Source organism: Exiguobacterium sp. s189 (assembly GCF_018617615.1).
GTDB lineage: Bacteria > Bacillota > Bacilli > Exiguobacteriales > Exiguobacteriaceae > Exiguobacterium > Exiguobacterium aestuarii_A.
Window position 1 is genome coordinate 347,260 of the sequence record NZ_JACSKM010000001.1, and the last position, 16,150, is coordinate 363,409.

Annotated in this window: 22 protein-coding genes; 9 read left to right on the forward strand and 13 right to left on the reverse strand. The window is 46.4% G+C overall.

All coding sequences use genetic code 11. The features are described from left to right. Positions 1-52: 52 nt before the first annotated feature. Positions 53-610 carry a hypothetical protein gene (locus KNO99_RS01725; protein WP_214744708.1) on the forward strand — a complete coding sequence of 186 codons (558 nt, stop codon included), beginning with the start codon at positions 53-55 and terminating at the stop codon, positions 608-610. Positions 611-650: 40 nt separating this feature from the next. Here the strand turns inward: KNO99_RS01725 and KNO99_RS01730 are convergent, their stop codons facing one another. Continuing rightward, complete coding sequence (locus KNO99_RS01730; protein ID WP_214744710.1) at positions 651-1,751, reverse strand: globin domain-containing protein; 1,101 nt, start codon at positions 1,749-1,751, stop codon at positions 651-653. Between the two features lie 186 nt (positions 1,752-1,937). On the opposite strand from KNO99_RS01730, the gene KNO99_RS01735 reads away from it, so the two are divergent. Further along, positions 1,938-2,378: an RrF2 family transcriptional regulator gene (locus tag KNO99_RS01735; protein WP_214694713.1), complete on the forward strand. Its 441-nt coding sequence runs from the start codon at positions 1,938-1,940 to the stop codon at positions 2,376-2,378. A gap of 41 nt (positions 2,379-2,419) precedes the next feature. On the opposite strand, the gene KNO99_RS01740 is transcribed toward KNO99_RS01735, so the two are convergent. Together KNO99_RS01740 and KNO99_RS01745 are read right to left on the reverse strand one after the other, a co-directional pair. Beyond that, positions 2,420-2,908, reverse strand: a complete 489-nt coding sequence (locus tag KNO99_RS01740; RefSeq protein WP_214744712.1) for a hypothetical protein — start codon at positions 2,906-2,908, stop codon at positions 2,420-2,422. A gap of 37 nt (positions 2,909-2,945) precedes the next feature. Further along, on the reverse strand, positions 2,946-3,878 hold the full coding sequence (locus KNO99_RS01745; RefSeq protein WP_214744714.1) for a ring-cleaving dioxygenase: 933 nt from the start codon (positions 3,876-3,878) through the stop codon (positions 2,946-2,948). A 119-nt stretch (positions 3,879-3,997) separates the two neighbouring features. On the opposite strand from KNO99_RS01745, the gene KNO99_RS01750 reads away from it, so the two are divergent. The 4 genes from KNO99_RS01750 (at position 3,998) to KNO99_RS01765 (ending at position 5,589) form a co-directional block, all read left to right on the forward strand. Next, entirely contained in the window at positions 3,998-4,207 is a 210-nt protein-coding gene (locus KNO99_RS01750; protein WP_214742181.1) for a helix-turn-helix transcriptional regulator, read from the forward strand. Continuing rightward, positions 4,204-4,671 carry a hypothetical protein gene (locus KNO99_RS01755; protein ID WP_214744715.1) on the forward strand — a complete coding sequence of 156 codons (468 nt, stop codon included), beginning with the start codon at positions 4,204-4,206 and terminating at the stop codon, positions 4,669-4,671. Before KNO99_RS01750 ends, KNO99_RS01755 begins: the two co-directional genes overlap by 4 nt. Positions 4,672-4,759: 88 nt before the next feature. Beyond that, on the forward strand, positions 4,760-5,092 hold the full coding sequence (locus KNO99_RS01760; protein WP_214744717.1) for an ArsR/SmtB family transcription factor: 333 nt from the start codon (positions 4,760-4,762) through the stop codon (positions 5,090-5,092). Beyond that, positions 5,089-5,589 (forward strand): SRPBCC family protein, encoded by a 501-nt coding sequence (locus KNO99_RS01765; protein WP_214744719.1) that lies wholly within the window; start codon positions 5,089-5,091, stop codon positions 5,587-5,589. Before KNO99_RS01760 ends, KNO99_RS01765 begins: the two co-directional genes overlap by 4 nt. Positions 5,590-5,634: 45 nt before the next feature. On the opposite strand, the gene KNO99_RS01770 is transcribed toward KNO99_RS01765, so the two are convergent. From KNO99_RS01770 to KNO99_RS01790, 5 genes are all read right to left on the reverse strand, one after another. Beyond that, on the reverse strand, positions 5,635-6,006 hold the full coding sequence (locus KNO99_RS01770; RefSeq protein WP_214744721.1) for a YidH family protein: 372 nt from the start codon (positions 6,004-6,006) through the stop codon (positions 5,635-5,637). Between the two features lie 8 nt (positions 6,007-6,014). Beyond that, positions 6,015-6,662, reverse strand: coding sequence for a response regulator (locus tag KNO99_RS01775; protein WP_251130915.1), 648 nt, complete (start codon positions 6,660-6,662; stop codon positions 6,015-6,017). Beyond that, positions 6,646-7,671, reverse strand: coding sequence for a PAS domain-containing sensor histidine kinase (locus KNO99_RS01780; protein WP_251130916.1), 1,026 nt, complete (start codon positions 7,669-7,671; stop codon positions 6,646-6,648). Before KNO99_RS01780 ends, KNO99_RS01775 begins: the two co-directional genes overlap by 17 nt. Positions 7,672-7,825: 154 nt before the next feature. Further along, a complete protein-coding gene (locus KNO99_RS01785) occupies positions 7,826-8,386 on the reverse strand; it encodes a hypothetical protein (protein ID WP_214744723.1) in 561 nt (186 codons plus the stop codon). Between the two features lie 16 nt (positions 8,387-8,402). Beyond that, entirely contained in the window at positions 8,403-9,596 is a 1,194-nt protein-coding gene (locus KNO99_RS01790; RefSeq protein WP_214744725.1) for an NAD(P)/FAD-dependent oxidoreductase, read from the reverse strand. 323 nt (positions 9,597-9,919) lie between these two features. On the opposite strand from KNO99_RS01790, the gene KNO99_RS01795 reads away from it, so the two are divergent. Further along, positions 9,920-11,101, forward strand: a complete 1,182-nt coding sequence (locus KNO99_RS01795) for a TsoY family (seleno)protein (RefSeq protein ID WP_214744727.1) — start codon at positions 9,920-9,922, stop codon at positions 11,099-11,101. 42 nt (positions 11,102-11,143) lie between these two features. On the opposite strand, the gene KNO99_RS01800 is transcribed toward KNO99_RS01795, so the two are convergent. Genes KNO99_RS01800 through KNO99_RS01810 form a run of 3 tightly spaced genes read right to left on the reverse strand, consistent with a single transcriptional unit; the run spans position 11,144 to position 13,738 of the window. Further along, positions 11,144-12,208 carry a threonine aldolase family protein gene (locus KNO99_RS01800; protein ID WP_214744728.1) on the reverse strand — a complete coding sequence of 355 codons (1,065 nt, stop codon included), beginning with the start codon at positions 12,206-12,208 and terminating at the stop codon, positions 11,144-11,146. 55 nt (positions 12,209-12,263) lie between these two features. After that, on the reverse strand, positions 12,264-13,244 hold the full coding sequence (locus KNO99_RS01805; protein WP_214744730.1) for a zinc-binding dehydrogenase: 981 nt from the start codon (positions 13,242-13,244) through the stop codon (positions 12,264-12,266). A 2-nt stretch (positions 13,245-13,246) separates the two neighbouring features. Next, on the reverse strand, positions 13,247-13,738 hold the full coding sequence (locus KNO99_RS01810) for a lactoylglutathione lyase family protein (protein ID WP_012727473.1): 492 nt from the start codon (positions 13,736-13,738) through the stop codon (positions 13,247-13,249). Positions 13,739-13,856: 118 nt separating this feature from the next. Here KNO99_RS01810 and KNO99_RS01815 point away from each other — a divergent pair, with 118 nt between their 5' ends. Further along, positions 13,857-14,165: a winged helix-turn-helix transcriptional regulator gene (locus KNO99_RS01815; RefSeq protein WP_026824988.1), complete on the forward strand. Its 309-nt coding sequence runs from the start codon at positions 13,857-13,859 to the stop codon at positions 14,163-14,165. 28 nt (positions 14,166-14,193) lie between these two features. On the opposite strand, the gene KNO99_RS01820 is transcribed toward KNO99_RS01815, so the two are convergent. After that, entirely contained in the window at positions 14,194-14,574 is a 381-nt protein-coding gene (locus tag KNO99_RS01820; protein ID WP_214744732.1) for a VOC family protein, read from the reverse strand. A gap of 75 nt (positions 14,575-14,649) precedes the next feature. On the opposite strand from KNO99_RS01820, the gene KNO99_RS01825 reads away from it, so the two are divergent. Further along, positions 14,650-15,132, forward strand: a complete 483-nt coding sequence (locus tag KNO99_RS01825; protein ID WP_214744734.1) for a GNAT family N-acetyltransferase — start codon at positions 14,650-14,652, stop codon at positions 15,130-15,132. A gap of 15 nt (positions 15,133-15,147) precedes the next feature. Here KNO99_RS01825 and KNO99_RS01830 read toward each other — a convergent pair whose 3' ends face one another. Further along, positions 15,148-16,149, reverse strand: coding sequence for an ABC transporter permease (locus tag KNO99_RS01830; RefSeq protein WP_214744736.1), 1,002 nt, complete (start codon positions 16,147-16,149; stop codon positions 15,148-15,150). Position 16,150: the final 1 nt, after the last annotated feature.

Sequence of the window (16,150 nt, forward strand, 5' to 3'; positions counted from 1 at the left end):
GCATTCGCGAGGCATGGGGTGTCTCTATTTATAAAAGATTGGAGGAAGAATCATGTCTAAGCGAATCATCCTACTCACAATCGTCTCCGGTCTCATCATCGTAGCAATCGCAGTCGGTGTCGGACTGTACACGTACACGAACATTCAGAACGGTAACTCATACGAGAATGCCGAAAAGGAAATGAATCGTTATATGACGATGAACGATTGGTATACGTTTCAAATTCATAACATGGAACAGTCCGTTCTCTCTTTTTACACAAATGAAGATCGATCCGTCATCGGTCTAGCCGAGATTGATGTCGAAACAGGGAACTTAGGATCTGTCACGAAACAAACAGAGCCGAATCAACCTTTTGATTTCGTCACCCTTCAAGTCGAAAACAAGGAGTACATCGGCGTCCATCTAAAAGAGCGCCCAGAAGATGTCGTTTATTTACGGTTGAACGGCGACGATGGCTCAAAAGATTTTCCCGTCAACGATCCCGAAATCGAAAGCTACACCATGACCTATGTCATCGAAACAACAAAACGTCCAGATGGTGTGTGGTCGCTTGAGACGTTGAATGCCAACAAACAAGTCATACATTCAAGTGAACTCACGGAATAACCTATGTCATGCGTCAAGACGACTTTTTTAGTCGTCTTTTTTAGTTGGTCGCAAGAACTCCAGACGGTCCGAAAAATTCATATCGTGCCTGAGGGATGACGCGTACGACCGTTTCCATCATCGCATTCGGTCCGCACGTGTAAACGTCATGCCCTTCGATATCAAGTGCCTCGAGTTGCGTCGCACTCATACAACCCGATACGTCATCCACGTGTGTGATGAGGTGGAGCCCTTTAGCCACAAGTTCATCAAGTTCGTCTCCGAGCGGACGGAGTGTTGTGTTGCGAACCGCGTGCAACAATGTGACGGAGCGCCCTTGTCCGAGTGCCGTCTTCGCCATATTGAAGAGTGGTGTGATGCCGATCCCTCCCGCAATCAGTGCAAGCGGACGATCTGATGCTTCAAGAATGAATTCTCCTGCCGGTGCGCTCACCGGAATTTCGGTACTAACCGTCTGTTCATGGAGCCAGTTCGAAACGAGCCCTTCTTGTTTCGGTGCAATCCAGTACCCGTTCTCTGTCGTATCGATGACACTATATTGGCGGTGGTGCAAGATGTCCTCGCCAGCGATTCGCGCCTGAACCGAGATGTATTGTCCAGGGATGGCTGCACCGACGATCCCATCTTTCGCAACGAGACGTAATCGCTTCACTTCCGGTGTGTCTTCAATGATTTCTTCGATGACGAACGGTTTGAATCCGACCCACGGTGCGTCATCATACATCTGTTTCTCGAGTGAGATGAAGACATCGGCAATCACGCCATACGCTTTCGCCCATGCATCGATGATGTCTGGTGTTGCCGCTTCTCCGAGGACATCTTGAATCGCTCCGAGTAAGTTTTCACCGACAATCGGATAATGTTCTGGACGTATATTCAAACTCTTATGTTTATGGAGTGCCGGTTGAATGGCAGGAAGAATCGCTTCGAGTCGGTCGATATGAAGCGCTGCCGCATAGACCGCGTTCGCAAGTGCCTCCGGTTGGCGTCCTCGTTTTTGGTTCGTATGGTTGAAGAAGTGACGAACTTCTGGATTTTGTTCAAACATTCGTTGATAAAAATGCTTCGTAATCGTCACACCATGCTCTTTCAAAACAGGCGCCGTCGCTTTTACAATCTCAATCGTTTGTTGATCTAACATATGTTTATCCCCCTTTTGTTTCGTACACGTTCATTATGTGAGTCAAGTCACTTTAAAGCAATATATGAAATACTTCTTTAAAACAGATTTCACGATTCCGACTCATTTCTGCCATCACCCTTTCACATTTGTTCGAATCGCACTTTTAAACGTTGTCTTGTACAATGGAAAAAGAGGTGATGATGGATGAGACTCACGCAAACGTGTGACTACGCACTACGGACGTTGATGTATAGCGCCACGTTTTCGCATCGGCTGGTCACGATTCAAGAAGTCGCAGACCAATACAAAATTTCCAAAAATCATGTCATGAAAGTCGTATACGAGCTTGGAAAACATGGATACTTGGAGTCGGTTCGTGGCCGTGGTGGCGGCTTCCGTCTCGCGCGCCCGATGGAAGACATCAATGTAGGCGAGGTCGTTCGAACGATGGAACCGCTCGAGCTCGTGGAATGCTTCGGGGAAGGTCGATGTGTGATCGCACCGGCCTGTGACTTACGGAGTGTGTTGAATGAGGCGATGCTTGCGTTCTTTCAAGTGCTCGACCGTTACACGATTGCCGATCTCGTCGCCAATCGAACGAACGAACTTGCCCTGCTCTTAGGCGTACAAAACCCGACGGACTGAAAAAAGTCCGTCGGGTTTTTGTATGTCTCTATTTTTAGGACTCATCGCCACCAACGTTTCATCATTTTTTTCACATATAGTTCTGGGGACGTTTGATGAATGAAATTTTCAAAACATTCATTCAGGTTGTTTTCTAACTCTTCATCGAGTTCATTTCCATCTTCGTCATACAATTCAAAATGTGTATATTTCCAATCGTTATACGCATCAAACAATAAGTCGTGGTAGCATTGCCAATGCTTACCGAAATTTGATGTGAATGTTGGCACCCATTGATTGATATAAATGTTGTGTAGCAACTCTTCGAATTTGGATGAGTACCAATGGTTATTTCCGAGCTTGTTAACCAAGTCTTGAAATGTTTCCAGCGTCATCGGTTCAACCTCTCCAGAATAGTCATAACTCACTTTATTGAACTGATAAGGATGGGGAAACGCCTCTTCTGTTTTTATCCATTGATGAGGCCGGTATTGCTCGATCATTTCACCTAGCAATCTGGCAATCACAAGATTGACTGCTTGCGTATCCAATTCATTCACCTCATTACAGTTATGAATGTTCATTCGATTACAATTTCTTTAGTTTCGATTCGATTTCCGCTCGTCTCGACTCTAGAAATGGCGGCAAGGCCAAGCGTTCTCCGAGTGCTTCAACTGATTCATCCGTCGCGAATCCAGGTTCATCTGTCGCCAGTTCTACTAAAATCCCGCTCGGCTCGCGGAAGTAGATCGACTGGAAATAATAACGGTCAATGAGACCGGAGTGACTGATGCCATGTGCGTCAAGTTTCTCAATCCACTTCGCCATATCGTCTGTTTCTTCCACTCGAATCGCCACATGATGCACACTTCCCCGACCTGGTCGTTCCGATGGCAAATCCGGTCGATCGACGAGATGAATCTCTGTCGCCACGCTACCTTCTCCTGTTTGAAAAACGCGCACATCGTGACCATCCCGTTCAAACGTCGTCACATATCGATAACCGAGTATTTCAGTCAGCACTCGTGCCGTCTTGTCAATCCTCCGTACCGTCCACTCACTAAATCCGAGACCGAAGATGCCGACGTCCGTCGAAACAGGACCATTTCTCCAAGGTGTCCCGCTCCCTCCTTCCACCAGACATAGGCGTTGGCCTTCATGATCTTCGAACGAAAGGGTTGCCCTTCCTAAAACCGACTCGATTTCTCCGTAAGATACATCGAACGTGTCAAAACGCTTCTGCCAGTATGCGAGCGCCCCATCCGGTACTCTGAGCGCTGTCCGGGAAATACTGTTTGACCCTCGATACGTCTGTCCGAGAAACGGTAACTCAAAGAACGTCAAATCGGTTCCAGGCGTCCCCGTCTCGTCCGCATAGAACAGGTGATACATCGATGGATCATCTTGGTTGACCGTCTTTTTGACGAGTCGCATCCCTAGTACTTCCGTATAGAATCGTAAGTTCTTTTTGGCATCCCCGGTCATCGCCGACACGTGATGTTGTCCCCCAATCGCCTTCATCTATCATCTCCCCTTTCGACTATAACGTTATTGTATCACCTCCAACTAAGTAAAGTCTTCTTTACATTATGTAAAGTTTGTTTTACACTAGTGGTAGAAACTAGAAATGAGGTGGCAATATGCCATTGGTCAACCGTGTGAAAGAACTGCGTGCTCGGCACCAGTTAACCCAAGGCGACCTTGCCGAAAAGGTCGGTGTGACGAGACAGACAATCATCTCGCTCGAGAAAGGAAGTTATACGCCGTCGCTTATGTTAGCGATGCAAATCGCGCGAGTGTTCGAGGAACCGGTCGAATCTATATTCACAATCGAGGAGGAATCACAATGAAACACGTCGTCGTTCAGTCTATTTCAAGCATCATCTCGTATGTATTGATGGCTTTTCTATTCAGCTCATTTCTATCTGATGTATCGAAGACCGTCATCGAGTCTGATCGCTTCTTAGTTGAATTCAATCTGCTTCCACTACTATTACTCGTTGTTTTTGGCATTGTTTGGACAGTCTATTCGTTCAACACACGACCGAACAAGCAATTGAGTTTCACTCAATGGTCTGTCCGGATGACCGAGTTCAGTGAAATCGATGAGCGTGAACAAATCATCACAGCGAAAGCAACTAAAGCGGCATACGTTTCGTTCGGCATCTCCGTTCCTATTTTTATGGGGTCGTTCATGTTTTATCCGTTATTTGAAGACACACTTCCCGCATATCCGATCTATGCACTCGCTTCTACGCTCATCATCGCGACACTCGTCTACATGACGACTTGGATTCGCGGATATCGACATTAAGGAATTCATCACGAATTCCTTTTTTATATTCTTGTTTTAGAATATTCCATATAGGGAATATAAGGAGATAAGAGGACGGTGACGAAAGATGGAAGAGAAACTGGCTTCTTTGTTTCAAGCGTTAGCCGACCCGAATCGGTTACGGATGATTGAATTGTTACGGAAACAGGAGTGGACGGTCGGAATGATGGCAAATCAACTTGGAATCAGTCAACCGCAGACGTCGAAACACTTACGAATCTTATATGATGCGGGGCTTGTCACAGTAACGGTTGATGCCAATCGGCGACGCTATGCGCTCAAGTCTCAAGCACTTGAACCTTTAGATGCTTGGCAGACCTATATCGCGCGGGAAACAGAGCGTCTCGATCGATTGGAAACGTTTTTAGCGGAGTCACAACGAGAGGAGAATCAATCATGAGTACGGTCAAATCACATGTAGAGGGCACGACATTGATCATGGAACGTCTGTTCAAGGCACCGCGGCAACTTGTATTTGAGGCATTCTCGACACCCGCACATTTAGAGAAATGGTGGGGACCGGCTGGATGGGAGACGAAAGTATACAGCTTCGACTTCAAACCAGATGGAATTTGGCACTACTGCATGACGTGTGTCGACAAAAATCAAGGTGACTTTTACGGTATGGAATCATGGGGCAAATCGACCTTTATCGAGATTGATCCCTATTCCCGAATCGTCTATACGGATGCGTTCTCAGATGCGGACGGACACGTCAATCCGGACTTACCTGTCATGACCATCACGAATGAGTTTCTCGATATATCGGAAGGCACGTTATTCATTAGCCGCTCCGAATTCCCGAATGAAGAAGCTCTCCAACAAGTCGTCGAGATGGGGGCTGTCGAAGGATTCACCTCTCAACTCGATCGTCTTGAAGCGATTGTGACGCAGTAACGTAAAAGGCACCGTCCTCGTAAGAGAGACGGTGCCTGATTGTGTTCACAATAAAAAGTAGCTCACGAAGAGGATGAGCGAAAAGATGAAGACCATCCCAATTGCCAAAGCAATGAGACTCATCTTCGCAGATTTGAATTGTTGCGTATTAATCGTATGCACTTTTTTCAAATAGGAACGGGTTCCTACAAGAATTGTACTGATGCCGAACAAAATAGATAACATCCCGATAGCCGAGATCAATTGATGTTCTGCACCATTTAGATTCTCGCTTCGATAATAATGAAAATTCGTCACTAAGAAACCAATCCCAATCACGGTAATCGCAGTACGGATCCATGCCAAAAATGTACGTTCATTTGCCAGATGTTGCTGGATGTATTGCGAATCGATCGTTTTTTCTACTTCTACTTTCATTCTTTCAATCATCCTTCCATTTCAATCAAATGATTTTTCAAGGCGTATTGCACCAATTCGTGTCGGTGCTTCATCTGTAGTTTGTTCATAATCCGTGCTTTATGATTCTCTACTGTCTTGGGACTGATTCCTAATTTTTCCCCGATCTCATTATGGCTATACCCTAAAGTCGACAACCGCACAATCTCTAGTTCACGACGTGTCAATAACGGGTGACCATTCTTTTGAAGCACGAGCTTGTCAATATAATCCTCGGTCAATGACGTCGAATAATATCGTTTCCCGTCAAATACATACTCAATCCCTTCTGCTAGTTGAGATGGATCGCTATTTTTAGACATAAAACCAGGTACATCCAGCTCAAGAGCACGTTTGATATAAATCTCTTCATCATGCATCGTCAGTAAGATGATTTTTGCGGAAGGTACTTCCTCAGCGAGTGCTTGAACCGTCACAAACCCATCCAATCCATTCGGCATCGTGATATCAAGTAAAATGACATCGGGACGCGTCCGAATCGCTTCTTGTATTGCCGCTGCTCCCTCTGCCGCTTCCCCAACTACACGAATGCGCTCATTTGTACGAAACATCAGTTTTAATCCACGTCGCACTAACTCATGATCATCAACGATCAATACATTAATCGGTTTCATCATGACCTCGCTCTCTCGGAACTGACACTGAAATTTCAGTCCCGTGTCCTATCACCGAAACGATCTGAAACAATCCTTCTATTGTTTTTGCCCTTTCTTCCATGTGACGTAGCCCTAACCCTTTCGAGACCACGAGAGAATCAAAGCCAACTCCATCATCTCGAAACAACAATTCAATTTGTTCCTCCTGTTCAATTACTCGACAATCAACATTTGTCGGATTCGCATACTTCATTGCGTTCACAAGTGCCTCTTGGACAATTCGATATAAATTAATCTCAACAAGGGAATCACATCGTGTCTTTAGTCGAAAATCCGTATGAAATGCCACGTTCGGATAACGAGTGGCAAAACTATCAAGTAGCACCTGTAGTGCCGATTCCAGTCCAAATTGATCAAGTTCGACTGGTCTCAACTGTTTTGAATAATTTCTGACGTGATCCATCAGGAGACTCACTTCAGAAATGACAGAACTCAAATATTCTTTTTTATCGGGGTCAACTACGTCTGATTGCAATGAATTCAAGGCAAGCGTGATACTAAACAGCGATTGTCCGACCCCATCATGTAACTCTTGAGCCAATCGTTCATGTTCCTCTTCTCTCGCCCGAATCAATTCCCGAACCATTTGTTCTCTTAAGATATGCGCTTCCCTGCGCTTTCGTTCTGTAAAATCTCGTAAGACAAGCAGATAGTATGTCGCACCGGTCGTCGGATCATTTAAGATGCGAGCCGTGTTCATCTCAACGTCAACCATTTTCCCAGAGTATGTCGGCATCTCCGAAGTGAAATATGGGGAACGTTCATGTTCAATCAAATAGCAACGTTCTTCGCTAATGTTCACGTTTCGCTTCTGACAAAAAGAACAATAGGGAACCGGTTCTCCGATTTGCCATCCCGTCAATTGTTCGGCCGATTGATTCATCGAGATGATCGTTCGGTCATGGTCCATCACAATCACACCGTCTTTGAGTACGTTTAATATTTGATGTTCAAAGTCACGTAGTGTCAACGTTATCCCCTCCGCACTCTTTCAGTTCTTATATCCATAATACCCCTATGGGTAAACAAACCCAAATAATGCACTTCATTCCCCCATGAAAAAAGACGCGCCTCGAGGCACGTCTAATTTATTGAAAACTCTATTCATCATGATTTATTCATGTTTAACGCTTGATTGTCCGTTCGTTTAGTACATCAACAGTTGCTTGAACGTATTTAAGACCGTATTGAACTGATGGTTCTTTAATCCAACGCATGAGTGAAAATAGGGTGATGTGGCGGTCATCCTGTTCGACACGTTGTTGCACTTCCGTCCACATCTCTCGCGTCCATTCAACCTTCTCTTTCGCTGGCACGGCATACTCATCGATCCGTTGCCCAATCAATTCTTTCGTTTGTTCATCATGATATACATCTTGGACAAACGTGAACATGAACTCAAGTTGATTCGTCACCTGTAGCAACATCGGTAACTTTTCAGTCAGTTTTATTGCTGCTTCAAGCGTTTCGATTTGGATATTGGAATTGTCGATGGCTGCGTCAACTTTCTCTTTTACCGTTTCATCTTTCATCGTCGCCATACCAAAATCAACAGCATCCTCTAAACGGCGGAGAGACTGTTCAATTTTGGGCAAACGATCGATCAGTGCAATCAGTGCTTGTTCAACGTCAGGTCTTGTCAGTACGGTCTCGACCGTTTGTTCTTCAAGTGCAGAACGTTCCATCACGATTCCTCCTTTCTCACATCGTTCCTTTCAACATGCCGTTCCAGTACATAATCGGTAAAAAGTCTTTTTTCAAAATGTACATGCTTCGTCTTTCTTTTGCTTGATTGAACGGCATCGATTCTTGAGGGATTTTATCATAATCAAACTCTGCTAGAATCAACGAACCGTAACCTGTGACAATCGGACAAGAAGAGTAGCCGTCATATGAAGCTGTCGGTAAATGACCATACATTGCATCCTGTACATTTTGGACAACGACAGGTGCCTGTTTCCGAATGGCTGCACCTGTCTTCGATGTCGGTAGATTCGTACAGTCACCTAACCCGAACACATTTTTGAATCGCTTATGTTGAAGTGTATGTTTGTCGACATCGACCCAACCCCCGGAGTCTGCCAATAAACTGTTCCGAATGAATGCCGGAGCTTGCATCGGTGGCGTGACATGAATCATGTCATAGCTGATCTCGAACGATTCTCCCGTATCTAAGTTTTCAAAAATCGCTACTTTTTCATCTGCCTTTATTTCTGTCAGATTCACCCGAAAATGAGTTTCAATCTGTTTTCGTTCGAGTACTTTCTCCAGTGCGTCCCGATACTTCGCAACATCGAAAATGGCAGGATTGGCTGAACCGAAGACCACCCGACTCGAACCACGAATGCCGGTCTTCATGAAATACTCTTCCGCCAAGTACATGATTTTTTGAGGAGCACCCCCGCATTTTACCGGAGAAGCCGGGTGTGTGAACAATGCCGTTCCACCCGTAAACTTTTCGAGAGTATCCCATGTGTAGCCAACGTGTTCGTATGAATAATTACTGCAGACCTCTTTTGTCCCAAGCGCTTCTTTTAATCCTTTTATGCGTCCCCAGTCAATTTCAATCCCTGGTGACACAATGAGAAAATCATAGTAAATCTTTCCGTGACTTGACGTTTCGACTTGATTGTTTTCAGGATCAAATGTCGTCACATGATCTTGTAACCACTTCGCCCCATCAGGAATGAGAGAATCCATCGGGCGGGCCGACTCTTCTTTCTTCACAATACCTGCTCCGACTAGTGTCCATAACGGTTGATAATAATGAGTAGTGGCAGGATCAATCAGTAGAATCTCATCTTTCAAATGATGTTTCTCTCGAAGCAATCTTGCCGCGACACTGATTCCCCCGGTTCCTGCTCCTACAATCACAACACGATAATGTGTACGCATCTTATGCAACCCCTTCTGTTTCATTACACGCTATTTTTGACAAACAAGTGAACCAATCTATAAACTAAGCATATTTGAAAGCGTATACATTTGATATAGGGGAAGTCCCTCAATTTCCTTATGAATCAACACTTGACGCAACATGACACATAATATCTTCAAACAAAATATCAATATTAAACGTTATCAGGGGTGATGAAAATCACACAGACAGCCATGTCTATTATTGAGGGATTGCCCTCAATTATATCCAACCCTCTTGACCCCCAGATACCCTAGGGGGTATAAAGTGATTATGTAATTTAAAGGAGGAGTTTTTTATCATGTCAAAACAAACCTATCACCCATTATATTTTTTATCTGCGCTTGGCAACGGTGGGCTCGCTGTGTCATTTTTTATGTACTTTATGTTCCTCATACCACACCCTGATTCTCCACTACCTCACTTCAATCATTTACGTGAGACGTTTGAGGGCGGAGGAATCCCAGCTATTCTTGTCGTTCTCGTTTCATTGGTCATTATTGGCTTCTCGGCAAATCACTTCCGTCTGCTTGCATGGAATATCCGTTCATTTCGTAAATTCAAGAAAAGCGATCGATATTCCAAAGTGAAAGGAACTCCTGGAGAAGTAGCTGTCATGGCAGAACCACTCACCTATGCGATGAGTGTCAATGTACTGTTTATTCTAGGTGCTTTGTTTGTTCCAGGACTTTGGTCTAATGTTCAATCCTTACTACCTTTTGCCCTCATTGCCTTCTTAATCATTGGTGGATATGCATTTACTCGTTATGTTCAGTACATTGCATCGGTTATGGTTAGTGGTCAAGTTGACGTTGAAAATATGAACCAATTCGGACAATTCTTAGGTGCTTTTTCGTTCGTCATGGTCGCAGTGGGATTAGCTAGTCCTGCCGCTATGTCAAAAATCCAATGGGTTTCTGTCAGTGCGACAATCGCCTCTATATTTTTTATGACACTTGTATGGGGGATTATTTTATTTTTCGCCGGAATGAGTCTACGAGCGATCTTCAGTAAAGGCTTTGCAAAAGCGAGCGCACCGACTATTTGGTTACCTATCCCGATTCTCACCCTTACTGGTATTACATTCGTTCGATTGAACTCAATGGTGTCACATCGCTTGCTAGAGACTGAGGTCAATGCAGCCTTTATGCTGATTGTACTCGGGATATTATTTATGGGGAGCACCGCGGTTGGACTAATCGGATATAGTGTATTACGTCGACTTGATTACTTCAGAAATCAGCCAGAGGGCGGAGCAAGTTTTGGTCTCATTTGTCCAGGTGTCGCATATGTGGTACTCGGAATGTTCTTTATTCATTGGGGACTCGTTCAAAACGGCTTCTTGACTGTACACACGTGGATGCATTATATCGCTTTATCACCTCTTGTGTTCATACAATTTAAAACGATTCAATGGGTCGTGAAGTTGTCTTCTACGTATCTATCATCTGCCGCCGACAAATCCACACTCAAAGTCGCATGACAAGAACGCTGAAGAGAAACATCTCTTCAGCGTTCTTTACATTTATTTAGAGTTGAATTGCCTAAATACATCATCGAGTTGATTAGAGGTTATATGACTGTAGACATCCCCGATGCTGATTTCAGTGGAACAAAATCCTTCTTTTTCAACGAGATAACCGGTGATGCCAATCCCGGTCTCTTCTTGGATTCCTGCAATCTGTTCAGCGAGTTCCTCTTTTCCCCCTTGGAAATGTAAGTGGAACATATTCGTGACCGGGACGAGTGGCGTCGTCCAGACGCCGTCGAGTTCGTTAAATCGTGCTGCCAATTGTACGGCAGCATCGCGATATCCTGTCATCTTGTCTTTCCGTAACTCATAATAATAATCGGAAGAAAGAATATACGGATAAAGGCTGATCAAGTCACCCCCGTAGCGACGCTTCCATACTTTCGACGTCTCGCAAAACGACTTCGGTCCAGCAAGGATTGCCCCCGCAATCCCGCCGATTCCTTTATAAAACGAGACGTACACGCTATCAAAGAGTGCACAAATCTCAGATGCTTCTTTTTCGTAATACGGGAGCGATTCGAACAGTCGCGCCCCGTCCAAATGTAGGTGAATCCCTTTCTCACGACAGTGTTCATGAATTGCCACAAGTTCCTCGAACGTCGGCAATTCCCCGCCGATTTCCCGTTGTGGCAGTTCGAGCAGAAGACACGCGATATCTGGTAACGCCTGAATCTCTTCTAAGGTCATGAGCCGATTTTCGTCCCCGACTAAAATCGGTTCGATATGATGCAACTCTTTCAAGCCATCTTGCTCATGGATTTCAAGATGACAGAGCGGATGATACGCGACCGTGTTCTTCCCTGTTTCATCACACCACATGCGCAGGGCAATCTGTTGCGCCATCGTGCCGCTCGGAAAGAATACCGCCGACTCTTTCCCAAGAACTTGTGCCATCTTCTCTTCAAACTGGCGAATCGTTTTCCCCTGTCCATACTGGTCACTCGGCTCATCGTCACGCACCTGTTCAAACGCACGTTTCAACACCTCGACTTCCCGTTTGCCGTGACCGCTCAACTGAACATCTGTCTGTCGATACGTGTCTATTAATCGCTCCATTCTTTCGCCTCCTCGACAAATAAACTCCCTGTCAGTATAACAGGGAGTCCTCTACTCAGTCGCGAATCCGGACGATGAGTTTACCGCGTACTTTCCGCGTTTGTAGTTTTTCGAGACCTTCTTTCAACTGGTCGAACGATAACACTTCTGTGACAAGGTCGTTCAGTTCACCTGCATCGAGCAAGTTCATCATCTCTTCAGCCATATACGCCAAGTTGCGAATCGCATGCTCGTCCTCGCTCGCATGTGCTGCCCCGAGTGCCACTTCATGAATCGACGGGGATAACGTGAAGCCTTTCATGTTCGTCATATCTGGTGGACCGGCGATATAGGCGAGGTGTCCGCTGAACGCGAGACGATCGAGGTCTGCTGTCGCAACGTCGCGACCGACCGTGTTCAAAATCAAGTCGACACCACGTCCATCCGTCTCTTCCATGATTCGTGCCGTCACGTCCTCGACGTTATAATCAATCGCCACGTCTGCCCCGAGTGATTCCACCCACTCAAAATTCTCCGGAGATGCCGTCGTGAACACTTTTAACCCGAGGCGTTTTGCGAGCTGAATCGCAAAGCCACCGACACCGCCCGCTCCAGCGTGTACGAGAATCGTCTCCTTATCCCGCGTGTTCAGCTTCTGCATGACCGCTTCATAAGCTGTCATTCCGGCACATAGAATCGAAGCCGCCGCCTCATCACTTACACCTTGTGGAACGACCGCACACGCCCGAGCATCAACGACCGTGTACTCGGCGAACCCTCCATATTTCGAAAGATCCGTATGCACGGCTACACGTGAACCCGTAATGATGTTGGCGATACTCGATCCGACCTCAACGACTTCTCCGACGAGATCGACACCGAGAATGTGTGGATATGCCCAGTTCGGGTTTCCGTTTGAACCGACTTTATAGTCGACCGGGTTCAAGGCGACCGCTTCGACACGAATCAACAGTTCTCCCGTTCCGGGTGTCGGTCGGTCGATTTCTCCAATATGCAGATGATCTAGACCGGGTTGGTCGAGTAGCCATGCTTTCATGTTTAGTAAGCTCCTTCCGAATATGTGAGTTCGTATGAATGTGAATAAATTTCAACGAGATTACCGAATGGGTCTTCGCAGTACACCATGCGATACGGTTTTTCGCCTGGGTAGTATTCACGAATCGGCATCCGCTGTTTGCCGCCATGTGCGACAATCTTCTCGACAAGTCCTTCGATGTCAGGGTCTTGTACACAGTAGTGGAAGATTCCTGTCTTCCAAAACTCGAAGTTGTCTTCTGGTGTCTCGTTATTCGGGAACTCGAATAACTCGATTCCAATTCCGTCTCCTGTTGACATATGGGCGATTCGGAATTTACCCCAGCCTGGTCCGAAGACGTCTGTACACATCACGCCGATTGGCGAATCATCTTCGACGACATCTGATGGTGTCATGATGGTATACCACCCCATCACGTCCTCATAAAATTTTACGGCCTCGGTTACGCTTGGCACAGAAAGACCGATGTGTGAAAATGTTCTTGGATACGTCATGTTTCATCTACTCCTTTTTGTTTGCTCAATTTAGCGGATAACGATAAGATACTGTCATTGAAGCAAGAAAAAAAGTACGCACATTGAAGTAACTACCCGAAAGTGAGGCTCTTTGAACATGACCACATCGTTCCCCGTCAACCGCGCACTCGAGATTATCGGCGGCAAATGGCGTCCTCAAGTGTATTGCACGCTTCAAGATGGACCGCTTCGTTTTTCTGATATTCAACGGGCGATTCCTGACGTCAGCCGAAAAGTGTTGACCGACCAATTGCGTGAACTCGAGCAACTCGGTATGGTTCGCCGTGTCGACTATTCGACCGAGAAGCACCTCCATGTCGAGTATTCATTGACTGAAGATGCCCTCGGCCTTCAACCTGCCATGAATGCCCTTTGTTCATGGGGAGAGTGCCACGACAATCAATAATCCCGAGCCACATGGCCCGGGATTATTTTTATGACGCGAACAAACTGATCAAATTCCCATCCGCATCGTACAGGATGGCATAACGTTGTCCCCAAAACGCATCCCATGGGGCTTTATGTGACGCATAACCTTGTTCAAGTACCGTGTTATATAATCGGTCGAGCGCCTCACGGCTCTCACATAAGAAGGCAAGCTCGATCCGATGCCCGTCTGCCTGTTTCCATTCCCCGTATACTGATTCGGCCACTTCTACCGTATCGAACGCGAGACGTACGCCTCCTTCGTCAATCTCTACATGCGCTTCCCCGTTCATCGCTTCTGGAATCTCAAACCCAAGCGCCCGATAGAAGTCGAGCGACCGCTTCATATCCGTCACGACGATCCCGACCATGTCCAACTTGACTGCCATCACATTCCCTCCCCTTGTTTTCATGATACGATTTGAGTGTAGCATGACCACTTCCATTAGAGACGAGGAATTTTTATGAGCCATACGTTTCATCCACTCACCCAAGAGCAAGCCGAACTGATCGCCTTCGAGTGGTGCTATGAAGGCGACTATGCGTTTTACAATATGGACGCCGATGAGGAAGACCTCGCCTTATTTTTAGATGCGGATGAACGGGGAGACACGACGTTCGCCATCCTTGAGGACGACGAACTCATCGGTTTTGTCACATTGCAATTCGAATCAGCGGAAACTGTTTCCATCGGTCTCGGCATGCGTCCTGATTTGACAGGAAGCGGCAACGGACATCGATTCCTCACTTCAATCCTTAATTGGATCGAGGCGACATATGGGACTCGCACAGTGCATCTTGCCGTCGCCACGTTCAACAAACGGGCCATCCGGTTATACGAGTCGCTCGGTTTCATCCCACAAGACACGTTCATGCAGGAGACGAACGGCGGTGTATATCCGTTTCTCACAATGACGCGTGAACAAAGCGAACCCCCGAACAACTGATGTCCGGGGGTTTTGTCATGTCCGCTGTTTCTTTTGAATATAAGAAAGACCGAGCGCTCCAATGAGAATCGTCCCTTTGACGATATCTTGCGCATAATACGGCACGTCCCACATCGTCAGTCCATTCAAGAGAATTCCGATTAAAATAGCTCCAATCAATGTCCCGATCACGTTCGGGCGCCCTGTCCCAAAGACGGCGTAGCCGATATAAGCAGCCGCGACAGCGTCCATCAAAAGCGGTGCTCCGGCCGAGACCTGTCCTGTCCCAATCCGAGATGCAAGAATGATCCCACCGATGGCAGCGAACAACCCGCTGAGCACGTAAGCGTACAACTTGATGCGATTCACGGCAATCCCGGAACGGCGGGCCGCTTCTGCGTTCGACCCGACGTAATAAAACTCACGCCCGGTACGTGTATACGTTAAAAACAGATGAGCCCCGATAAAGAACAACAGCATAAGCAGGGCGACGAACGGAATCGGACCGATTGTTCCTTGACCGATAAATAAAAAGGATGGAATGAAGCGTCCTGGCGCCGTTCCCCCTTCAATCGGCATGTTGTCATAAATTGAGAATCCTTTCGTATACGTCAACTGAATCCCGTTAATGACGTACATGATGGCGAGTGTCGCTAGCAAATCCGGTAACCGGAATTTGATTGTGACGAGCGCATTCAATAGTCCGACGAGAATCCCTAGGGCGAGCGGAATCAGCAGCGCGACGAGAAGTTCTTGTTGATGAAGGACAAGGCTTGCCGCTGCCCCGATTGTCGCGAGACTCGCCGTCGACCCGACCGATAAGTCGAAACCGCCAACGATGAGCGAAAATGTGACACCGAGGGCAAGTAACGACACGATTGAAACCGATTTGATGATGTCACTAAAGTTCGCATACGTCAGAAATTGATCGTTCGTCACGGTAAAGACCGCGATCAACCCAATGATTGCGAGTAACGTCCCGTATTGACCGATATGACCGCTGATTCGTTTTCGTTCTTTGACCACTAATTGTGCCATG

Bases quoted from the DNA above. Each gene is read 5' to 3' on its own strand.
- KNO99_RS01725 (WP_214744708.1), top strand. From the start codon at position 53: ATGTCTAAGCGAATCATCCTACTCACAATCGTCTCCGGTCTCATCATC.
- KNO99_RS01730 (WP_214744710.1), bottom strand. From the start codon at position 1,751: ATGTTAGATCAACAAACGATTGAGATTGTAAAAGCGACGGCGCCTGTT.
- KNO99_RS01735 (WP_214694713.1), top strand. From the start codon at position 1,938: ATGAGACTCACGCAAACGTGTGACTACGCACTACGGACGTTGATGTAT.
- KNO99_RS01745 (WP_214744714.1), bottom strand. From the start codon at position 3,878: ATGAAGGCGATTGGGGGACAACATCACGTGTCGGCGATGACCGGGGAT.
- KNO99_RS01750 (WP_214742181.1), top strand. From the start codon at position 3,998: ATGCCATTGGTCAACCGTGTGAAAGAACTGCGTGCTCGGCACCAGTTA.
- KNO99_RS01755 (WP_214744715.1), top strand. From the start codon at position 4,204: ATGAAACACGTCGTCGTTCAGTCTATTTCAAGCATCATCTCGTATGTA.
- KNO99_RS01760 (WP_214744717.1), top strand. From the start codon at position 4,760: ATGGAAGAGAAACTGGCTTCTTTGTTTCAAGCGTTAGCCGACCCGAAT.
- KNO99_RS01765 (WP_214744719.1), top strand. From the start codon at position 5,089: ATGAGTACGGTCAAATCACATGTAGAGGGCACGACATTGATCATGGAA.
- KNO99_RS01770 (WP_214744721.1), bottom strand. From the start codon at position 6,006: ATGAAAGTAGAAGTAGAAAAAACGATCGATTCGCAATACATCCAGCAA.
- KNO99_RS01775 (WP_251130915.1), bottom strand. From the start codon at position 6,662: ATGATGAAACCGATTAATGTATTGATCGTTGATGATCATGAGTTAGTG.
- KNO99_RS01785 (WP_214744723.1), bottom strand. From the start codon at position 8,386: ATGGAACGTTCTGCACTTGAAGAACAAACGGTCGAGACCGTACTGACA.
- KNO99_RS01790 (WP_214744725.1), bottom strand. From the start codon at position 9,596: ATGCGTACACATTATCGTGTTGTGATTGTAGGAGCAGGAACCGGGGGA.
- KNO99_RS01795 (WP_214744727.1), top strand. From the start codon at position 9,920: ATGTCAAAACAAACCTATCACCCATTATATTTTTTATCTGCGCTTGGC.
- KNO99_RS01800 (WP_214744728.1), bottom strand. From the start codon at position 12,208: ATGGAGCGATTAATAGACACGTATCGACAGACAGATGTTCAGTTGAGC.
- KNO99_RS01805 (WP_214744730.1), bottom strand. From the start codon at position 13,244: ATGAAAGCATGGCTACTCGACCAACCCGGTCTAGATCATCTGCATATT.
- KNO99_RS01810 (WP_012727473.1), bottom strand. From the start codon at position 13,738: ATGACGTATCCAAGAACATTTTCACACATCGGTCTTTCTGTGCCAAGC.
- KNO99_RS01815 (WP_026824988.1), top strand. From the start codon at position 13,857: ATGACCACATCGTTCCCCGTCAACCGCGCACTCGAGATTATCGGCGGC.
- KNO99_RS01820 (WP_214744732.1), bottom strand. From the start codon at position 14,574: ATGGCAGTCAAGTTGGACATGGTCGGGATCGTCGTGACGGATATGAAG.
- KNO99_RS01825 (WP_214744734.1), top strand. From the start codon at position 14,650: ATGAGCCATACGTTTCATCCACTCACCCAAGAGCAAGCCGAACTGATC.
- KNO99_RS01830 (WP_214744736.1), bottom strand. From the start codon at position 16,149: ATGGCACAATTAGTGGTCAAAGAACGAAAACGAATCAGCGGTCATATC.